13 protein-coding genes and 1 pseudogene are annotated in these 16,891 nt (G+C 71.0%); 1 reads left to right on the top strand and 13 read right to left on the bottom strand.

What is annotated here, in order from left to right:
• Positions 1-220: 220 nt before the first annotated feature.
• The 10 genes from ACIRJP_RS05125 to ACIRJP_RS05080 form a co-directional block, all read right to left on the bottom strand.
• On the bottom strand, positions 221-1,138 hold the full coding sequence (locus ACIRJP_RS05125) for a pyridoxamine 5'-phosphate oxidase family protein (RefSeq protein ID WP_404168276.1): 918 nt from the start codon (positions 1,136-1,138) through the stop codon (positions 221-223).
• Between the two features lie 190 nt (positions 1,139-1,328).
• Complete coding sequence (locus ACIRJP_RS05120) at positions 1,329-1,604, bottom strand: acyl carrier protein (RefSeq protein ID WP_404168274.1); 276 nt, start codon at positions 1,602-1,604, stop codon at positions 1,329-1,331.
• Positions 1,605-1,609: 5 nt separating this feature from the next.
• Positions 1,610-3,163: a 2-oxo acid dehydrogenase subunit E2 gene (locus ACIRJP_RS05115; protein WP_404168272.1), complete on the bottom strand. Its 1,554-nt coding sequence runs from the start codon at positions 3,161-3,163 to the stop codon at positions 1,610-1,612.
• A 1-nt stretch (position 3,164) separates the two neighbouring features.
• Positions 3,165-4,244 carry an alpha-ketoacid dehydrogenase subunit beta gene (locus ACIRJP_RS05110; RefSeq protein WP_404168270.1) on the bottom strand — a complete coding sequence of 360 codons (1,080 nt, stop codon included), beginning with the start codon at positions 4,242-4,244 and terminating at the stop codon, positions 3,165-3,167.
• The gene (gene pdhA, locus ACIRJP_RS05105) at positions 4,241-5,266 is read right to left on the bottom strand and encodes a pyruvate dehydrogenase (acetyl-transferring) E1 component subunit alpha (RefSeq protein WP_404168268.1); all 1,026 of its coding nucleotides are present in this window, start codon (positions 5,264-5,266) and stop codon (positions 4,241-4,243) included. The genes ACIRJP_RS05110 and pdhA overlap by 4 nt, the downstream gene beginning before the upstream one ends.
• Complete coding sequence (gene acsA / locus ACIRJP_RS05100) at positions 5,263-7,098, bottom strand: acetate--CoA ligase (protein ID WP_404168266.1); 1,836 nt, start codon at positions 7,096-7,098, stop codon at positions 5,263-5,265. The genes pdhA and acsA overlap by 4 nt, the downstream gene beginning before the upstream one ends.
• Before the next feature lie 203 nt (positions 7,099-7,301).
• Positions 7,302-7,958 (bottom strand): potassium channel family protein, encoded by a 657-nt coding sequence (locus ACIRJP_RS05095; protein ID WP_404168264.1) that lies wholly within the window; start codon positions 7,956-7,958, stop codon positions 7,302-7,304.
• The gene (locus ACIRJP_RS05090; RefSeq protein WP_404168262.1) at positions 7,955-8,614 is read right to left on the bottom strand and encodes a potassium channel family protein; all 660 of its coding nucleotides are present in this window, start codon (positions 8,612-8,614) and stop codon (positions 7,955-7,957) included. The genes ACIRJP_RS05095 and ACIRJP_RS05090 overlap by 4 nt, the downstream gene beginning before the upstream one ends.
• The gene (locus ACIRJP_RS05085) at positions 8,611-11,466 is read right to left on the bottom strand and encodes a cation-translocating P-type ATPase (RefSeq protein ID WP_404168260.1); all 2,856 of its coding nucleotides are present in this window, start codon (positions 11,464-11,466) and stop codon (positions 8,611-8,613) included. The genes ACIRJP_RS05090 and ACIRJP_RS05085 overlap by 4 nt, the downstream gene beginning before the upstream one ends.
• The gene (locus tag ACIRJP_RS05080; RefSeq protein WP_404168258.1) at positions 11,456-12,889 is read right to left on the bottom strand and encodes a nicotinate phosphoribosyltransferase; all 1,434 of its coding nucleotides are present in this window, start codon (positions 12,887-12,889) and stop codon (positions 11,456-11,458) included. The genes ACIRJP_RS05085 and ACIRJP_RS05080 overlap by 11 nt, the downstream gene beginning before the upstream one ends.
• A 172-nt stretch (positions 12,890-13,061) precedes the next feature.
• Between ACIRJP_RS05080 and ACIRJP_RS05075 the strand changes: the two genes are divergently transcribed.
• Positions 13,062-13,484 (top strand): Hsp20/alpha crystallin family protein, encoded by a 423-nt coding sequence (locus ACIRJP_RS05075; protein WP_404168256.1) that lies wholly within the window; start codon positions 13,062-13,064, stop codon positions 13,482-13,484.
• A 61-nt stretch (positions 13,485-13,545) separates the two neighbouring features.
• On the opposite strand, the gene ACIRJP_RS05070 is transcribed toward ACIRJP_RS05075, so the two are convergent.
• From ACIRJP_RS05070 to ACIRJP_RS05060, 3 genes and pseudogenes are all read right to left on the bottom strand, one after another.
• Positions 13,546-14,166: a V-type ATP synthase subunit D gene (locus ACIRJP_RS05070; RefSeq protein ID WP_404168254.1), complete on the bottom strand. Its 621-nt coding sequence runs from the start codon at positions 14,164-14,166 to the stop codon at positions 13,546-13,548.
• Entirely contained in the window at positions 14,163-15,557 is a 1,395-nt protein-coding gene (locus tag ACIRJP_RS05065) for a V-type ATP synthase subunit B (protein ID WP_404168252.1), read from the bottom strand. The genes ACIRJP_RS05070 and ACIRJP_RS05065 overlap by 4 nt, the downstream gene beginning before the upstream one ends.
• A pseudogene (locus tag ACIRJP_RS05060) lies at positions 15,554-16,888 on the bottom strand (V-type ATP synthase subunit A); the annotation flags it as partial. The pseudogene ACIRJP_RS05060 and the gene ACIRJP_RS05065, both read right to left, overlap by 4 nt.
• Positions 16,889-16,891: the final 3 nt, after the last annotated feature.

The raw sequence follows: 16,891 nt of genomic DNA, 5'->3' as shown, positions 1-16,891 counted from the left end.
CGAGCTGCGCAGACCGCAGGTGAGTGCCGCACGGCAAGTCGGGCCCATACACCTGCCTGCGACGGAGGGCGTGTCATCGGGAACGTCGCACCATCGGTTATTCGCCGCTCCACACCGCCTGGCTCTCGGATCGCGGCGCGGCCGGGACGAGGTGTGCCAGGGCGACGGCCGCGTGAGTCGGTATTAGATGCGGCAGCGTGTGCCCGAAGAGACCTCGGGGCTACTCGTCGGTGGAAGTGATCCGCCGGCCCGTGAGACTTGTGGGCCGGATCGACATCCACATCTCTCGGTCCCCGCCCGCCCATGGTTTGGTGTAAGCCTCTTGGGCGAGTCTGCGCACGGTGTCGCGATCCGTCACGATGCTCGCGGGGCCGACGGCGAGCACGCTCCACCCCTGGCTCAGGGCATCGTCCACATGGTCGACCTCGAAGGCCACTTCCTTGTGCGCGGCAGCAGCGGTGACGGAACCAGGCGCCGTCCGGAAGACGATGGCGTCGTCGATGACCGCGTAGTTGACCGGGATGACCGCTGGGCGGCCGTCGGACGCCGATACTGCGACGCGTCCCACGCCGTGTGTGGAGAGCAGGGTGCGGCATTCTTCCGGGCCGAGGTCCTGTAGCCGAGGGTGCAGCAACGCATGCCCCTGGCCAGGTGGAAGGTCGATGCCGCCGCCGCGCAGAGCGGCGACCGTGGTGCCCAGCGCGTCGGCCAGCACGAGGAGGGTAGCGAGGGTCGGGTCGGAGGGGTGTTCCTCCAGGTAGGTCAGGTAGTTGAGCGATATCCGGGCACGGCGGGCCGTTTCCTCCCGGCTGACCCCCAGCCTGCGGCGCTCGGCGGCCACGCGTCGGCCGATGTCGCCGGGGTCGGCCGCCCCGCTCGGCGGGGCAGCCGGTGAAACTGCCGCTTCACCCGTGTCCGGCTGTGCCTCGCGCGCGGCCCTGGGTTGTCCGTGCTCCAGGTGGCGGATGTGGGCGTCGGGCCCGGGAAAGACGAACGTCACCTCGTCCGTGTCCGACCAGCGCACGTCGTACGGAGGTGTTCCGTCCTCGTGGTGCAGGCCGACGATCTCGCCGTCGCGCCTGGCAGCGCCGGTTGCCGGACTTTCGATGACGAGTTGGTCGCCGAGGTGAGCTCGCATGATCGCCGCCCTCTCCTCAGAGTTGTGGTGTATCCAACCTGCCACGCGGGACTCCCCGCCGCATGGTGCGAGAACCCGGCGTCCGTGAGATGAGTGCCCCGCATCTGAAAATCCCTAGGTGCTACTGAACGAGATGAGGAACTCGTGGCTTGGTCGGCGCTGGAACCGCAGCACGTACGATTTCGGCGACTCACCGTGCTGAGCCGGTGCTGTTTTTTGACCTGGCGGCCAGGAACCGCGTGGCATCCGACAGCGTGGTCAGTTCCGGGTAGTCCTCCTCGTCGATCCGGACTCCCGTACGTTCGGACAGCAGCTCGACCAGGCTGAGGAAGTCGAGCGAATCGAGTTCGAGCACATCACGGAACCTGGCGTCCGGTTCGACCTGAGTGAAGTCCGCGTCGGGGACGATCCGGGTGATCGATTCCTTGAGCACGGCCAGGGCCTCGGTGTTGTTCAGGGGTTTCATCTGGCTCACAACTCCTCCGGTTTCTGCAGCAGTCGGTCGAGCGCCGTGAGGTAGCGGGCCCCGACGGCGGCGTCCGAGGCTCGATGGTCGGCGGCCAGGGTCGCGGTCACCACGGGACGCACGCCGAGCATTCCGTTCGTGGCCCAGGGCCGCTCGACGACCGTTCCGAAGCCGACCAGGGCGACCTGGGGCGGATGGATGACACCGAAGACGGTCTCCACGCCTTGGTCGCCGAGGTTGGTGACGGTCAGGGTGGCGCCGGACATCTCGCTGCCGCGCAGCCGACCTCGGCGGGCGCGCTGCACCAGGTCCTTGAGGGTGGCCATGAGGGTGTCTGGCGGCAGCGTGTCGGCGCCGTGGATGACCGGTGCGAGCAGTCCGCCCTGTCGTAGCGACACAGCGACCCCGAGGTTCACTGCGGGGCCGGGGACGAACCCGTCGTTCTGCCAGTAGCCATTCAGGCTCGGCACTTCGTGTGCCGCCACAGCGGCGGCCTTCAACAGCAGGGCCGCAGACACCAGGCGGTCGGCGGGCGGACGGCCGCGGTTGATCCGGCGCAGCCAGCCCTCGGCCGCTGTGAGGTCGATGGTGGTGGACAGGTAGTAGTGCGGGACCTCCCGTTTGGAGCGGCCCATGAGGTCGGCGATGGCACGGCGCATGGTGTCCGTTCGTTGTTGCGCCCCGCTGCCGATGGGCATTGCGTGGGGGCGCGCCTCGCCGCGCTGCCGATGTGCGGCCCGGCCGGCTGGCTCCGGGGGCTCGGCGCGTGCACGCGCGGCTGCGTGCACGTCCGCCGCTCGGACGGCTCCGCCGTCCCCGGTGCCCCGCAGAGCTGTCAGGTCGATGCCCAGATCGCGGGCAAGCCGCCTGGCATAGGGGGTGGCCCGCACCCTGGGTGCAAGGGGCGTCGGGGCGTGCTCCACATCGGCTCGGGTGATCCGTCCACCGGTTCCGGTGCCGTGCAGGCTTGTCAGGTCGATGCCCCGCATCTCCGCGAGGTGCCGCACGAGCGGCCCGGCTTCCGGTGCCGACTCGGCCGCGGGGGGTGGCTTCAGCGGTGGGCTCGCGAGGCTGTCCGTCGTGGGTATGGGCTGCCCGGCCGGCTCGGTCCGGGATCTTGTGAGTGCCGGCCCTTGGGCCCTCTTCGGCTCACGGGCCGCCTTCCGACGGGGCCGCGGACGTTCGTGGTGGGCGACCGGCTCCTGTCCGGCCCCGGTGCGTGTGGGGGGCGGGGCCGTGCCGCGTCGGGGAGCTTCGGTGACGGTCCCGGCAGCTGCGGGTGAGCCCTGTTCCGGCCCATTCTTTACCCGCTTCGCGGGCGCGCCCTCGCCTTCGATCATGGCGAGCGGTGTCCCCACGGGTACGCGGGTTCCTGGCGGGACGAGCAGGCGTCCTACGGTGCCGGATGCGAAGCACTCGACCTCGATGGCCGCCTTGTCGGTCTCCACGACCGCCACGGCATCGCCCTTCCGGACCCGGTCGCCGGGGCTCACGAGCCACTCCTGGAGCACGCCTTCGTTCATGTCCGCGCCGAGCGAGGGCATGGTGAACTCGGTCATCTCAGCCCGCCCTCCCGGTGGCCGGCTGTTGTTCCGCCTCGCCGGGACCGGTCGGCGTGGGGTCGCCGACCGCGCGGCGTGCGGCAGCGACGATTCCGCCGACCTGGGGCAGCGCGGCCTCCTCCAGCCTGCGCGCGTACGGCATGGGTACTTCGGCGCTGCACACCCGCTCCACGGGGGCATCGAGGTCGTAGAAGTGCTGCTCGGTGAGGCGTGCCGAGATCTCCGCCGCCAGGCTGCCGGTGCGCCAGCCCTCGTCGATGACGACGGCGCGGTGGGTGCGCTCGACGGAGTCGCCGATGACGGCGTCGTCCAGAGGGCGCAGGCTACGGAGGTCGACGACCTCCGCGTCGATGCCGCAGCCCGCGAGGTCGTCGGCGGCGGCCAGGGCCTTGGGCAGCGAGCCGCCGTAGGTGATCAAGGAGACGTCCCGTCCGGGCCGGCGGACCGCCGCGTGGTCGATGTCGACCGGGCCCGCGTCGGTCGGCGGATCGCCCGAGACGTTGTACAGACTGCCGTGCTCGAAGATCAGCACGGGATCGGGGTCGGCGAGCGCGGGGGCCAGCATGTACCGGGCGTCGGTCAGGGTCGCCGGGGCCAGGACCCGCAGGCCGGGGATGTGCGCGTACCAGCCCTCCAGGCTGTGCGAGTGCTGGGCGGCGAGCTGTCGACCCGCACCCGTGGTCATCCGGATCACGATGGGTACCGGCAGCTGGCCGCCCGACATGTGCAGCAGGGTCGCCGCGTTGTTGAGGATCTGGTCCAGGGCCAGCAGACTGAAGTTGACCGTCATGATCTCCACGACCGGCCGCATGCCCGCCAGCGCCGCGCCGATTCCGGCACCCACGAAGGCGGATTCCGACAGCGGGGCGTCGCGGATCCGCTCCGGCCCGAATTCCTCCAGCAGGCCGAGGCTGACGCCGAAGCAGCCGCCGTACCGGCCCACGTCCTCGCCCATCAGGAAGACCCGTTCGTCGGTGCGCAGTGCCTCGCGCAGTGCCTCGCGCATCGCTTCCCGATAGGTCGTCTTCCGGTCGCAGGAAGCGCCCGGCCGGGCGGCAGGGGTCCGGGTCGCGGTCATGGCCGACTCGCCTCCACTGGGCTGGTGACGTACTTCAGCAGATCCTCGACGGGTTCTTCGGGAGCCTGCTCGGCGGCCTCGACGGCACTGTCGATCTCGGCGGACAGACGGTCCTCCATCGCGGTGCGAGCCTTCTCGGTCAGCTTCTTCGCATCCCGCATCTGCCGCGCGAGCCCTTCGACCGGATCGCGCTCCTTCCATCGCTCGATCTCGGCCTTGTCCCGGTAGCGGTCGGAGTCGTACATGGAGTGGGCGCGGAAGCGGTACGTATGCACCTCCAGGAAGTGAGGTCCGCTTCCGGCCCGCACCCCTTCGGCCGCCCGCCGGGCCGCGTCCTCGACGGCGAATACGTCCATGCCGTCGACGGCCCAGGAGACCATTCCGTATCCGGCGGCCCGTAGCGCGAGGTCGGTCTCGGCCTGGTGGCGGGCCAGAGCTGTTCCCATCGCGTACAGATTGTTCTCGCAGACCAGCAGCAGGGGCAGCCCCCAGAGCGCGGCGAGATTGGCGGTCTCGTGGAACTCGCCCTCGGCGAAGGCGCCGTCACCGAAGAAGCAGCAGGTGACCCGGTTGCGGCCCGTCATGCGGTCGGCAAGGGCAAGGCCGGCCGCGAGGGGGATCCCGCCACCGACGATCGCGTTGCCGCCGTAGAAGCGGCGGTCGGTGTCGAACAGATGCATGGAGCCGCCACGGCCACGGCTGCAGCCGGTGACCTTGCCGAACATCTCGGCCATGATCGCCTCGGCCGGAACCCCGCGGGCGAGTGCGTGGCCGTGCTCGCGGTACGTCGAGACCACCGCGTCGTCGTCGGTGAGCGCCTCGTTGACGCCGACTGCCACGGCTTCCTCACCGATGTAGAGGTGCATGAAGCCCCGGATGCGGGCGGCGCTGTACAACTCCACGCAGCGTTCCTCGAACCGGCGGATGCGCAGCATCGATTCGAGCAGGGCAAGGCGGTGCGCGGTCTGGTGGTTCGGCCGGGTGGCGGGTCGTGCTGTGCGCGGCGTTCGGGTGGCGCTCATGTGGACTGTTCCGTCCTCGCGGGTGAGGAGTCGTCCGGGAAGGACTCGTCCTTCTCAAGGGTGGAGGTGTCGCCCTCGGGTAGGCCGAGCTCACGTGCCCGTAGCAGGCGGCGCATGACCTTGCCGCTACGGGTGTGCGGCAGGTGCTGGTCGAAGGCCATCTCGCGAGGTGCCACGGCCGGGCCCAGCCGGTGCCTGGCGAAGGCCAGTAGTTCCTGCCGGGTCGTGGTGGTCGCGTCGAAACCCGGCCGCAGCGCGACGAACGCCTTGACGATGTTCCCGGCGACCGGATCGGGCCGGCCGATGACTCCGGCCTCGGCGACCGCAGGGTGCTCCATCAGCGCGCTCTCGACCTCGAAAGGCCCGATGAGGTGTCCCGCCGACTTGATGACATCGTCGGCCCGGCCGACGAACCAGTACCAGCCGTCGGCGTCGCGTCGCACCAGGTCGCCGGTGAGGTACCAGCCGTCCGCGAAGGCCGCCGCGGTGCGGAGCTCGTCGTGCAGATAACCGCGGAACATGGACGGCCAGTCGGGCCGGAGTGCCAGTTCACCCTCGACGCCGGGCTCCTTCAGCACCGTGACCCGTCCGCCGGTGACCTGGGCCCGGCCATCCTCTCCGCGCTTCAGCACCGCGGCCTTTACACCCGGCAGCGGACGGCCCATGGAACCGGGGCGGATCTCGCAGGCGGCGAAGTTGGCGATCATGATGGCGCCGGTCTCGGTCTGCCACCAGTTGTCGTGCACGGGCAGCCCGAGCACGTCCCGCCCCCACAGCACGGCCTCCGGATTGAGCGGCTCGCCGACCGAAGCGATGAACCGCAGCGCGCTCAGGTCGAACGAGCGGGGCAGGTCGTACGGTCCGGTCCTCGGAGTCGTCCGCATCAGCATGCGCAGGGCCGTCGGCGCCGTGTACCAGACGCTCACTTGCTGCTCGGCGAGGATGCGGTACCAGCGGCGGGCGTCGTAGTCCCCCTCGTCCACCACGACGGTCGCGCCGTGCATGAGCGGCGCGATGATCCCGTAGGACATGCCGGTGACCCAGCCCGGGTCGGCGGTGCACCAGAACACGTCGTCCCGGTGGAGGTCGAGGGCGTAGAACGCGGACATGTAGTGGGCCACGGCCGCCTCGTGCACATGCACCGCGCCCTTGGGGGTGCCGGTGGTACCGCTCGTGAAGTGCAGCAGGGCCATGTCCTGGGGCGACGTCGGCGGGATCGTGAAGGTGTCGGCCGCGTCGGCCATCAGCGTGGTGAGAGAAGCGGTGCCGGGCAGCTCGTCCGCGCCCTGCCTGACGATGAGCACGTGGCGCAGGGCGGCAAGTCCGTCGCGTCGCCCGGCGACCTTCCTGCGGTACAGCTCCGCCGTGGTGACCAGTACCTGCGCGTCGCTCAGCGTCATTCGCCGGGCGACCGGGTCCGGTCCGAACGCCGGGAACAACGGGCACAGCACGCTGGTGTTCTTCAGCGTGCCGAGAACCACGGTGTACAGCTCGGGGCACCGCCCCAGCAGCGTCACCACCCGGTCGCCGTGACCGACCCCAAGAGCGCGGAGCACGTTGGCGAACTGTGCCGTCGAACGGGCCAGGTCCGCGTAGGTCACGCAGGTCACGGAGTCGTCGCGCGCGACACAGCGCAGCGCGATCTTCGGCGTACGCGTCGCTGCGTGCCGGTCAACGGCCTCGTACGCGATGTTCAGCCCCCGCCCGCCGGGCAGCCCTTCCAGCCCGGCCCGTGCCTCGGACCACGAAAAGCCGGCACACTCCTCGTCGTAGTCGCCCAGATTGGGGGCGGTCCGGGGCGCAGTGTCCTTGCGAATCGTTTCCCACCGCATACCGGCCCCTCCTCACCTTCGGCGCTTCTTCGACCATCCGCCCCGGGACGTCCGCCCGCACTGGGTCGAACGGCCCCCGTACATGGCCGGACGGCTCAGCCCACTGCCACCGCCCGGGACGGCGACGGGGCACGTACGAGACAGGACGGCGATGACGCCAGGGGCACGGCTCAGGAGCCGAGGCCGGAACCGGCGCCCAGGGGTCACTGGAAGGCCGCGTGGATCTCCCGCTCGGTAGCCTCGTGCGATACGAGCAGGAGTTCGTCGCCCGGTAGCAGCCGCACCTCGGGCCCCGGCACCGTCGGACGCCCGTCGCGGACGACGGTGGCCACGACCGTACCCGCCGGAAGCGTGATCTCGCCCAGCGTCCGACCGGCCGCCCGGGAGTTCTCGGTGATCGCTGTCTCGATGACCTCGACGCCCGCCCTGCTGAGTCGCAGCAGCGCCACCGTGTCCGTGGCACCCGTGGCCTCCTCGATCAGGGAGATCAGCGGAGTGGCCGCAGGAACCGCGACGTCCACGCCCCACCGCTCGTCGAAGAGCCAGGCGTTCTCCGCGTCGTTGACCCGCGCTGCCACGCGCGCCACCTCGAATCGGCGCTTCGCGAGCAGGCTGATGACGAGGTTGTCCTCGTCCCGGCCGGTGGCGACGATGACGAGGTCGCAGGTCAGCGCGCCCGCCCGCTCCAGGAGCCGGGGATCGCAGGCATCCCCGGCCACCAGACGCACAGCGGGCAGGCCGCCGATTTCAGCGATACGGTCCTCGTCGTGCTCGACGAGCGTGACGTCGTTGCGCGCTGCGGAGAGCACCTGGGCGACCTGAGTTCCAAGGCGGCCCGCACCTGCGATCAGGACCTTCACGATCCCAGCTCCTTGTCCAGAAAGCCGCGCAGCCGGCCCAGCGCGGTGGCGGCGACGGCGAAGGTGACCAGGTCACCGGGTTCGGCCAGGACACCGTGGGCGGGCAGCAGCGAGCGGCTGCCACGGGTGATCTCCACGACGCGGATCTCCCCGTCGACGTCGAACCCGGTCAGCGGCCGTCCGGTGAGATAGGCCGGTAGCCGGGAGCGGACCATCAGGGTCTCGCCGCTGCCGAAGGAGAGTTCCGGGATGAGATGGCGGTGCAGAAGCATCTGGTGGATGCGGTTTACGGCCCATTGGACGCTGGAGACCGTCGGGATGCCCAGCTCCCGGTAGATATCGGCTCGGCGGGGGTCGTGGATGCGGGCCAGGACGGTCGGGACCCGGTACGTTTCCCTGGCGGTCCGCGCGCTGATGATGTTGCTGTTGTCCCCCGAGGTGACCGCGACGAACGCGTCCGTGTGGTCGATCCCGGCGGCTTCCAGCACGGATCGGCTGAAGCCGTTGCCCGCGTGGAAGACGCCGGAGAATCCCGTCGGCAACAGTCTGCGCGCCTCGGCCTGCCGGTCGACGAGGCGTACGTCGTGCCCTTCGGCAACGAGCTGCGTGGCGAGAGTGGCCCCGACCCGCCCGCAGCCGACGATGATCACTCTCATCGCGCTTCTCCCTTCGAGGAATCACCACGTCGCCGCAGCACCCATTTCCGTGCTTCCTCGGCGCACAGCAACAGTGCTCCGAACGCGGTCAAGACCGCCCAGTCGGCGACGGCCAGCGGCGCGGTGTTGAAGATCGCCCGGAGCGGCGGTGCGTAGCTGATGGCGGCCATCAGCCCGATCCCGAAACAGCCTGCGGCCAGCAGCCAGGGATTGGCCAGCAGCCCGGCCCGGAAGACGCTCTGCCGGTCGGTGCGCACCGCGAGAGAGTTGAAGAACTGGCTGACGACGATGCCGGCCTGAACCATGGTGATTGCCTCCCGGTAGGCGGGATCGCTCTTGGTGAAGTCGGCATAAGGGATGCCCGAGGCGTGGATGTGCCAGAAGAAGGCGGCGCACACGCCGAGGGCCTGGATGCCTCCGAGGAAGAGAATGCGGCCCATGACAACTGTCGAGAACAGCCGCTCCCGTCGCGGCCGCGGCGGGCTGTCCATGACGTCGCGCTCCATCGGCTCGGCGCCCAGCGCCAGCGCGGGCAGCACGTCCGAACCGAGGTCGATGGCGAGGATCTGTACAGCCGTGATCGGCACCAGCGGGAATCCGGCGAAGGTCGCCGCGAGGATCGGTACGAGTTCGGCGATGTTGTGGCTGAAGAGGTAGATCAGGAACTTGCGGATGTTCCGGTAGACGGAACGGCCGAGCCCCACCGCCGTGGTGATGGAGGCGAAGGAGTCATCGAGCAGCACCATCTCCGCTGCCTCTCGGGCGACATCCGTGCCGGAGGCGCCCATGGCGACGCCGATGTCTGCGTGTTTGAGGGCAGGCGCGTCGTTGGCGCCGTCCCCGGTGACGGCGACGACCTCGCCGCGCCGCTGCAGCGCGGTGACCACCCGCATTTTGTGCTCGGGGCTCACCCGGCACAGCAACAACTCGGCGGAGCTTGCCAGCAGGGCGGTCAGGCCGTCGTCGTCCAGTGCGTCCAGCCGCGTGCCCGTCACCACGGACGGGGCCCGTCCCCGCACGATGCCGACGCGGCGGGCAACGGCCTCGGCGGTCAGGGGGTGATCGCCGGTGACCATGACGATCCGGATCCCGGCCCGCCTGCAGGCATCCACCGCGTCCTGCACCTCGGGTCGGGGCGGGTCGTACATCCCGGCAAGCCCCAGGAAGGCCAGCCCCGACTCGGTGTCCCCGAGCGGCGGGCGCGGGCTGTCGACCCGCCGCCGGGCGACCGCGAGCACCCGCAGGCCCTGCCCGGCCATGTCGTCCGCGGCGGTGGTGATCTCCGTACGGCGGTCCTCCGTCAGCGGCTCCCGCGTACCTTCCCGGTCGACGGCGTCGCAGCGGGCGAGCAGTTCCAGCGGCGCGCCCTTGACGTACACCAGGCAGTTGCCGTCGAGATCGCGGTGCACGGTGCTCATCAGCTTGCGAACGGGGTCGAACGGATGCTCCGCCACCCGCGGTGTGCGGGCCGCCTCGGCCGCCGGATCCAGGCCGGCTTTCATGGCGGCCACCAGCAGGGCACCCTCGGTGGTGTCGCCGAGAACCCGCCACCCATCCCGGCCGGTCGGCGGGACCAGCCGGGCGTTGCTGCACAGTGTCGCTGCCCGGAGCAGCTCCCGCACGGGTCCGGCATCGGCGACCACACCGACGGGTGCGTACCCCACTCCGGCCACGGAGTGCAGCACACCGTTCGCCCACAGCCGCACGACAGTCATCTCGGCTTGGGTGAGCGTGCCCGTCTTGTCGGTGCACACCACGCTCGTCGACCCGAGCGCCTCCACCGCGAGCAGTTGCTTGACGAGGGCGTGCCTGCGGGCCATCCGGCGGACGCCGATCGCCAGGGACACGGAGAGAGTGGCTGGCAGGCCCTCCGGTACGAGCGCGACCATCACCCCGAGCGAGAAGACGAACGTGTCCACGAACGGCTGCCCGCTGGGCGCACGCACCGCGAACAGGACGGCCCCGGTCGCCAGGGCGACGCCGGCCACCCGGCGGGCCATGGCCGCGACCTGCCGTTGCAGTGGGGTCTTCTGCCGGGGCGCTGCGGAGGTGAGCCGGAAGATCCGCCCGAATTCGGTGGCCGTCCCGATGGAGCACACAACGGCCTTGCCCGTGCCCGCGATCACGTCCGTGCCCATGAACACGAGGTTGCGCGCCTCCAGCGGCGGCCCCGCCGGCACCGGCTCGGCCACCCGCGTGACCGCGTCGCTCTCGCCCGTCAGCGCCGCGTTGTTGACGGCCACCTCATGGGCCTCGACCAGTCGGCAGTCGGCCGACACCGCGTCCCCGGCCTCCAGGAGCACCACGTCACCGGGAACCAGTTCGCGCGCGGGCAGATCCCGCGGATCCCCGCTCCGCAACACCCGGCAGGTGTGCGGCACCATCGCCTGCAGGGACTCTGCGGTCCGTTCGGCGGAGTACTCCTGGGCGAACCCGATGCCGGCGTTCAGCAGCACCACGCCGAGGATGGCCAGCGCAAGCTGAAGCGTGGCAGGGTCCCGGGGCTGTTCCAACGCGTACGCCAGAAAGGTGATCGCCGAGGAGACGAGCAGCACGACTGCGAAGAGGTCGGTGAACTGCGCAACCAGGCGTGCCCACACATGCCCATGGCTCACGCCGGGAAGCTCGTTGCGGCCGTAACGGGCTTGCCGCACAGCGGCCTCGGCCGGGGTCAGACCGCGCGGGTAGCTGTTGAGGGCGGCGAATGCTTCCCGGGCAGGCAGGGAGGAGACGGACGCAGCGGGGCTGCCCGACCGGTCGGACAGCGGCTTGTTCGCGGGGACCGTGCCGTTCGACGGCCGGCCGTCCTCGCGCAGCGCGGCCGTTCCCCGTGGGGCGGGTTCACGGCTCATGCGGATCACCGCACGCCGCGGTCCGCGCGGGGCCCGGACGGCCCCGGCCGGGCCCCGCGCGGGAGGCTGCCGTGCCCGATGGCGCGGCACGACGCGCCCGGCGCAGCCGGGCCATGATGTCGGCTCGCACCGTGGCAGTCAGCTTTTCCAGGGCCGGGGACCGGATCGGTGTGACCGGTTCGGGATCATGGATCCGACGGGCCGTTGCGGGCAGCGCGGCGATGTCCTCGCGGAATCGTTCACGGGCGTCCTGCCACCGGTCCGGCGCCCCCGCTCGCCGACCGCCCCGCATGACCGTGCGCAGCAGCGGCCGGGCGGAGTCCGGTGGGTCCTCTCCATCGAGGGCTATGAGGTCGGGCCGCCCGGCCCGGCGGAAGACCTGCTTGCGGCCCGGGGTTGTGATTTTCGCCGAGGACAGCTTCATCACGGGGCGGCCGTCGTACTCGACGAGCTTGTACGCGGCGTCCAGATAGGGGGCGTCCGCGGCCACGCCGACACGTGTGCCCACGGCGTACACGTCGATCGGGGCACCGGCGCGCACCAGCCGGTCCACGCTGTACTCGTCGAGTCCGCCGCTGGCCACGATCCGCACATCGGTCAGTCCGGCGCCGTCCAGAACGGTGCGTGCCCGGCAGGCGAGTGCGCCGAGGTCACCGCTGTCCAAGCGGATCGCGCAGCCGGGGCCGCGCCGGAGATCGGTCAGGACCCGTGCGGCTGTACGCACGCCCTCCTCCGTGTCGTAGGTGTCGACGAGGAAGGTGACCGGGCCGGGATGAGCGCGCGCGAAGGCGTGGAACGCCTCTTCCTCGCCAGGGAAAGCCTCGATGTAGGAGTGGGCCATGGTGCCCGAGGCCGGGATGCCGAGGGCGTTGGCGGCAGCGACGTCGCTGGTGCCGGTGAAGCCCACGAGGGCGCCGAGGCGGGCTGCCTGATGTCCGGCCCATGGCCCGTGGGCGCGGCGCAGCGAGAAGTCCACCACGGACCTTCCGCCCGCGGCCAGGACGCTGCGCGCCGCCTTGGACGCCACTGTCGTCTGGTGGCAGAGCTGGTTCAGCAGATACGTTTCGACGAGCTGGGCCTGCGGCAGAGGGGCGGTCACCTCCAGCAGCGGTTCTCCGGCGAACACCGCACAGCCTTCCGGCACAGCACGCACCTCGCCCTCGAAGGCAAGGCCGAGGAGCGGTTCGAGATTCCGTTGCGGGCGGTGCAGGACGGCTGCGAACGCCTCGACGTCCTCCCGCTCCACGCGGTAGCTCGCCAGGAAGTCCAGCGCGGGTTCCAGACCCGCGGCGACCAGGAAACCCCGGTCGGGCGGGAGATCGCGGACGAACAGACCGAACGTGGCCGGAGCCCGCATGTCCTCCTGGAGGTAGGACATGGCCATGGTCACTTCGTAGAGATCGGTGGTCGTGACGTCGGACATGGTGATCGCCGCCGTGTGATCGTCCCTTGGCCACCAGTCTGACGGCGGGCCGACTGGGAGAAAGGGACCGGAGGGACCCCGGGCATGGGCCGATCGGCCTCAGTAATCGGAACCCGGCCGCGCTGGACTGGGGGTGTCGGCACCGGCGACCGAACACCGAGGAGGTGCCACGATGACCACCCTGAAGCGCGGCCAGAGATTCCCGTTCCCGGACGTCCCGGACTGGTTCGAGAACCTGCCCGCCCGGTTCGCGATGCCCACCATGGGCGAGCTGTACACAGTGCGTATCGAGGACTACACGGAGAACGGCCGTTACGTGGTGAGGGCAGAGCTTCCGGGTACATCTCCCGAGAACATCGATGTCTTCATCAGCGACGGTGTGCTGACCGTCCAGGCCGAACGCACCGAGAGGGAAGTGGACAAGAACCACAGCGAGATCCGCTACGGCGTGATGAGCCGCAGCGTGACGCTGCCGTCGGGCGCGGACGAGGACGATGTCACGGCGGACTACACCGATGGCATGCTCACGGTCAGCGTGGGCATGGGAGCCGAGAAGCCGTCGGCCAAGCACGTGGAGATCAAGCACGGCGCCTGAGCGGTCGGCTGTGCGGGGCGGGCCCCGCCACGGGCCCGCCGTCGGCACGCTTCGGTGGCTGTCAGCCGGCTTCTCGCCCGGCCGCCCAGCGGCGCCGTACCGCTTCCTCGTGCTCGGCTTCCTCCAACGCGATGTTCACCGCCGTCAGTTCGCTCTGGAGCCGAGGGATCCAGTGACGGCGCAGGGCGCGCACCCGCTGCCGGGTCCGTTTGGCCTCGGCGGCGAGCAGATCGGCGGCTGCCTGGTGGGCCGCGTGGTCCGCTGCGGCGCGGACCGCGGCGCGGTAGGCCGTCTCGGCGTGTGCGAGCGCGGTGTTGGGGGGCGTCGGCTCTGCCGGTGAACGGACGGGGCCGGTCCAGGTCACGGCTGCGGGATGGCGCACACCCATCAGCGCGTCCCACCGGACCTCGGCGCGGGCCCGGTCCGCAGGAACGGCCTCGGCCAGCGCCCGTTCGCCGCCGAGCATCACCCCGCGCACCAGCCAGGCATCGGCTTCGGCCAGTCGATCCCGCCATACCAGGCCCGCTTCCCCGGCCGCTCGCCGCTCCACGCGCTCGCGGTCCACGAGAAGCCGTGCCTTGCGTTCCAGCAGGTCCGCTCCGCGCAGCGCGCCGGCGAGGCTCCGGCGCAGGCGCAGCCGGCCAGCACGTCCTGCCGGTACCCGGCGCCCGTGGCCGCTCATGTCGGCTCCTCGTCCCGCGGCGGGGCGTGGGCGTCGAACAGGTCAGCGGGGATCATGCCGAGCTGGCTGCGCGGCAGAGTCAGCAGCACTTCCCAGGCCCGGCCCAGGGACTCCTCCAGCGACCGGTTCTCGTCCGTCCCCTGGGCCAGGAACCTGTCCCGGAAGGCGTCGTCCAGGTCCAGGAAGCGCAGGTCTGTCGGGCTGAGCGCGGGCCGCCCGATCAGGTCGGCGAGCTCCCGGACCTGCCGGGACCGGGCCAGCGCCGCGATCAACTGCGCGGCGACGGCCGGATGGTCCGCGCGGGTACGCCCCGGTCCCGCCCCCTTGCGCATCAGCCGCGACAGCGAGGCCAGCGGGTCGACCGGGGGATATGTACCGGCGGAGTGGACATCGGGGGAGAGCACGACCTGACCCTCCGTGATGTAGCCCGTGAGGTCGGGCACGGGGTGGGTGATGTCGCCCGCGGGCATGGTGAGCACCGGCAGTACGGTCACCGACCCCGGGCGGCCCTTGATGCTTCCGCAGCGTTCGTACAGTGACGCGAGGTCGCTGTAGAGGTAGCCGGGATAGGCCCGCCGGGCCGGGATCTCGCCCCGTGCGGCGGACACCTCGCGCAACACCTCCGAGTAGGCCGTCATATCGGTCATGACCACCAGCACGTGCCGGCCCTGCGCGAACGCGAGGTGCTCGGCGACGGTCAGCGCGAGACGCGGGGTCAGCAGCCGTTCGATCACGGGATCGTCGGCCGTGTTGACGAGGAGGGCCAGCTCTCGTGCGGCGGAACGGGCGGCCAGACCGGCACGGACGAAGGCCGCGTCGGCATGCGTGAGCCCCATTCCGGCGAAGACGACGGCGAACGGCTCACCGCCGCACGTCGCCTGGGCCGCGATCTGCACCGCCAACTCCAGATGAGGCAGACCCGCCGCGGAGAACACCGGCAGCTTCTGGCCCCGCACCAGTGTGGTGAGGACGTCCACGGCGCCCACGCCGGTCAGCACCGGCTCGTTCGGCGGTTCCCGGCGGACGGGGTTGATCGGCACGCCACCGACCGGGGCGTCCGTGCCGCCCAGCACCGGCGGCCCGCCGTCGGCCGGTTCACCCCGGCCGTTGCACACCCGCCCCAGCCATCCGGAGCCGACCGGGATCCGCAGCGGCGTCCCCGCGAAGGCGATACGTGTAGCCGCCCTGTCCATGCCGGCCGTGTCCTCCAGCACCTGCACCACCGCGAGGTCACCGTTCACTTCGAGGACGAGCCCGTGCCGTCGTTCACCGGAATCGAGCGTGATCGTGGCGAACTCGTCCCAGCCCACCCCGCTCACGCCTTCGACGATCACGAGCGGCCCGCGCAGTTCCCGCACGGCCGTGTACTCGATGTCCACGATGCCGCTCACGCCAGCTCCTTGAGCCGGGCCAGCACGATGTCCCGTGCCTCCGTCACCGGAGCGGTCTCAAGAGGACCCGCGGTCTCGCGGGCACGCAGGAGCGGGGTGAAGTCCACCGCCTCGACCGCGTCCGCCGGAGCACCGGAGCTGACCAGTTCCAGGCAGCGGTCGATCACCGTGAGCGTGGCTTCCACGAGTGCAGCCGTCTTCTCGGGGGCGCTGTAGGCGTCCATGGGTGACAGTGCGTTCTGCTGGATCACGGCCTCGCGCAGCAGCCGTCCGGCGAGCACACTGATCCTTTCCCGGGGCGGCAGTGCCGTGATGCCGACCAGTTCGACCAGGTCGGCCAGCCGGTCCGACTCGGCCAGCAGCCGCGCAGCCCGCCCGCGTCGTGCGGCCCACCCAGGATCACCGGACCGGGCATGCGAGCCGGCCAGCACGGGCACGTCCCGCGAGAAGGAGTCGGCCCAGGAGACGGCCGGGTAGTGTCGGGCGTAGGCGAGGTCGCGGTCCAGGCTCCACAGGCACCGTACGAAGCGTTCGGTGTGGGCGGTGACCGGCTCCGCGCGGTCGCCGCCCGGTGGGGAAACGGATCCGATCACCGTGACGGAGCCGGTTGCGCCGCCCGGGGTCCGAACCGCGGCGGCTCGCTCGTAGAACGCGGCCAGTCGTGAGGCGAGCCCCGCCGGATAGCCCTCTTCGGCGGGGAGTTCACCCATGCGGGAGGAGAACTCCCGCAATGCCTCGGCCCACCGGGAGGTCGAGTCGGCGATCAGGACGACGTCCAGGCCCATGTCGCGGAAGTACTCGGCGACCGTCGCGCCCGTGTGCACGCTCGCCTCGCGGGCCATCATCGGCATGTTGGAGGTGTTCGCGATCGTCACGGTCCGCTCCGCCAGCAGACCTCCCGTACGCGGGTCGGTCAGCTCCGCCAGCTCCTCGATGACGTCCGCCATCTCATTGCCGCGCTCACCGCAGCCGACATAGACGATCACGTCGGCGTCGCACCACTTGGCGATCTGCTGCAACAACATGGTTTTGCCGGTGCCGAAGCCGCCCGGCACGGCGACCGTGCTGCCGAGCGCCACTGGGAAGAGCAGGTCGACGGCTCGCTGACCGGTGTGCAGCGGCCGGTCCGCCGGCAACCGCTCCGCGACCGGCCGCGGCCTGCGCACCGGCCAGGACTGCGCCATCCGCACCTCGTGCCCGCCCACGACGGCGAGCACGTCGTCCGGGGAGTGCTCGCCCGCCGGGACCATCCGGGTCACCTCGCCCGACCTGCCCGGCGGCGCCAGCAGCCGAAGAGGTACGATCGCTTCGATTTCCCCGAGCGCGTCGCCGGC

Source organism: Streptomyces sp. NPDC102437 (assembly GCF_044765565.1).
GTDB lineage: Bacteria > Actinomycetota > Actinomycetes > Streptomycetales > Streptomycetaceae > Streptomyces.
Note: the sequence above shows the minus strand (reverse complement) of the source record. Positions and strands in the feature narration are given on the sequence as shown.

What these genes read in the sequence shown, in the direction of transcription:
- ACIRJP_RS05125 (WP_404168276.1), bottom strand. Translation starts at nt 1,138, where the DNA reads ATGCGAGCTCACCTCGGCGACCAACTCGTCATCGAAAGTCCGGCAACC.
- ACIRJP_RS05120 (WP_404168274.1), bottom strand. Translation starts at nt 1,604, where the DNA reads ATGAAACCCCTGAACAACACCGAGGCCCTGGCCGTGCTCAAGGAATCG.
- ACIRJP_RS05115 (WP_404168272.1), bottom strand. Translation starts at nt 3,163, where the DNA reads ATGACCGAGTTCACCATGCCCTCGCTCGGCGCGGACATGAACGAAGGC.
- ACIRJP_RS05110 (WP_404168270.1), bottom strand. Translation starts at nt 4,244, where the DNA reads ATGACCGCGACCCGGACCCCTGCCGCCCGGCCGGGCGCTTCCTGCGAC.
- pdhA (WP_404168268.1), bottom strand. Translation starts at nt 5,266, where the DNA reads ATGAGCGCCACCCGAACGCCGCGCACAGCACGACCCGCCACCCGGCCG.
- acsA (WP_404168266.1), bottom strand. Translation starts at nt 7,098, where the DNA reads ATGCGGTGGGAAACGATTCGCAAGGACACTGCGCCCCGGACCGCCCCC.
- ACIRJP_RS05090 (WP_404168262.1), bottom strand. Translation starts at nt 8,614, where the DNA reads ATGAGAGTGATCATCGTCGGCTGCGGGCGGGTCGGGGCCACTCTCGCC.
- ACIRJP_RS05085 (WP_404168260.1), bottom strand. Translation starts at nt 11,466, where the DNA reads ATGAGCCGTGAACCCGCCCCACGGGGAACGGCCGCGCTGCGCGAGGAC.
- ACIRJP_RS05080 (WP_404168258.1), bottom strand. Translation starts at nt 12,889, where the DNA reads ATGTCCGACGTCACGACCACCGATCTCTACGAAGTGACCATGGCCATG.
- ACIRJP_RS05075 (WP_404168256.1), top strand. Translation starts at nt 13,062, where the DNA reads ATGACCACCCTGAAGCGCGGCCAGAGATTCCCGTTCCCGGACGTCCCG.
- ACIRJP_RS05070 (WP_404168254.1), bottom strand. Translation starts at nt 14,166, where the DNA reads ATGAGCGGCCACGGGCGCCGGGTACCGGCAGGACGTGCTGGCCGGCTG.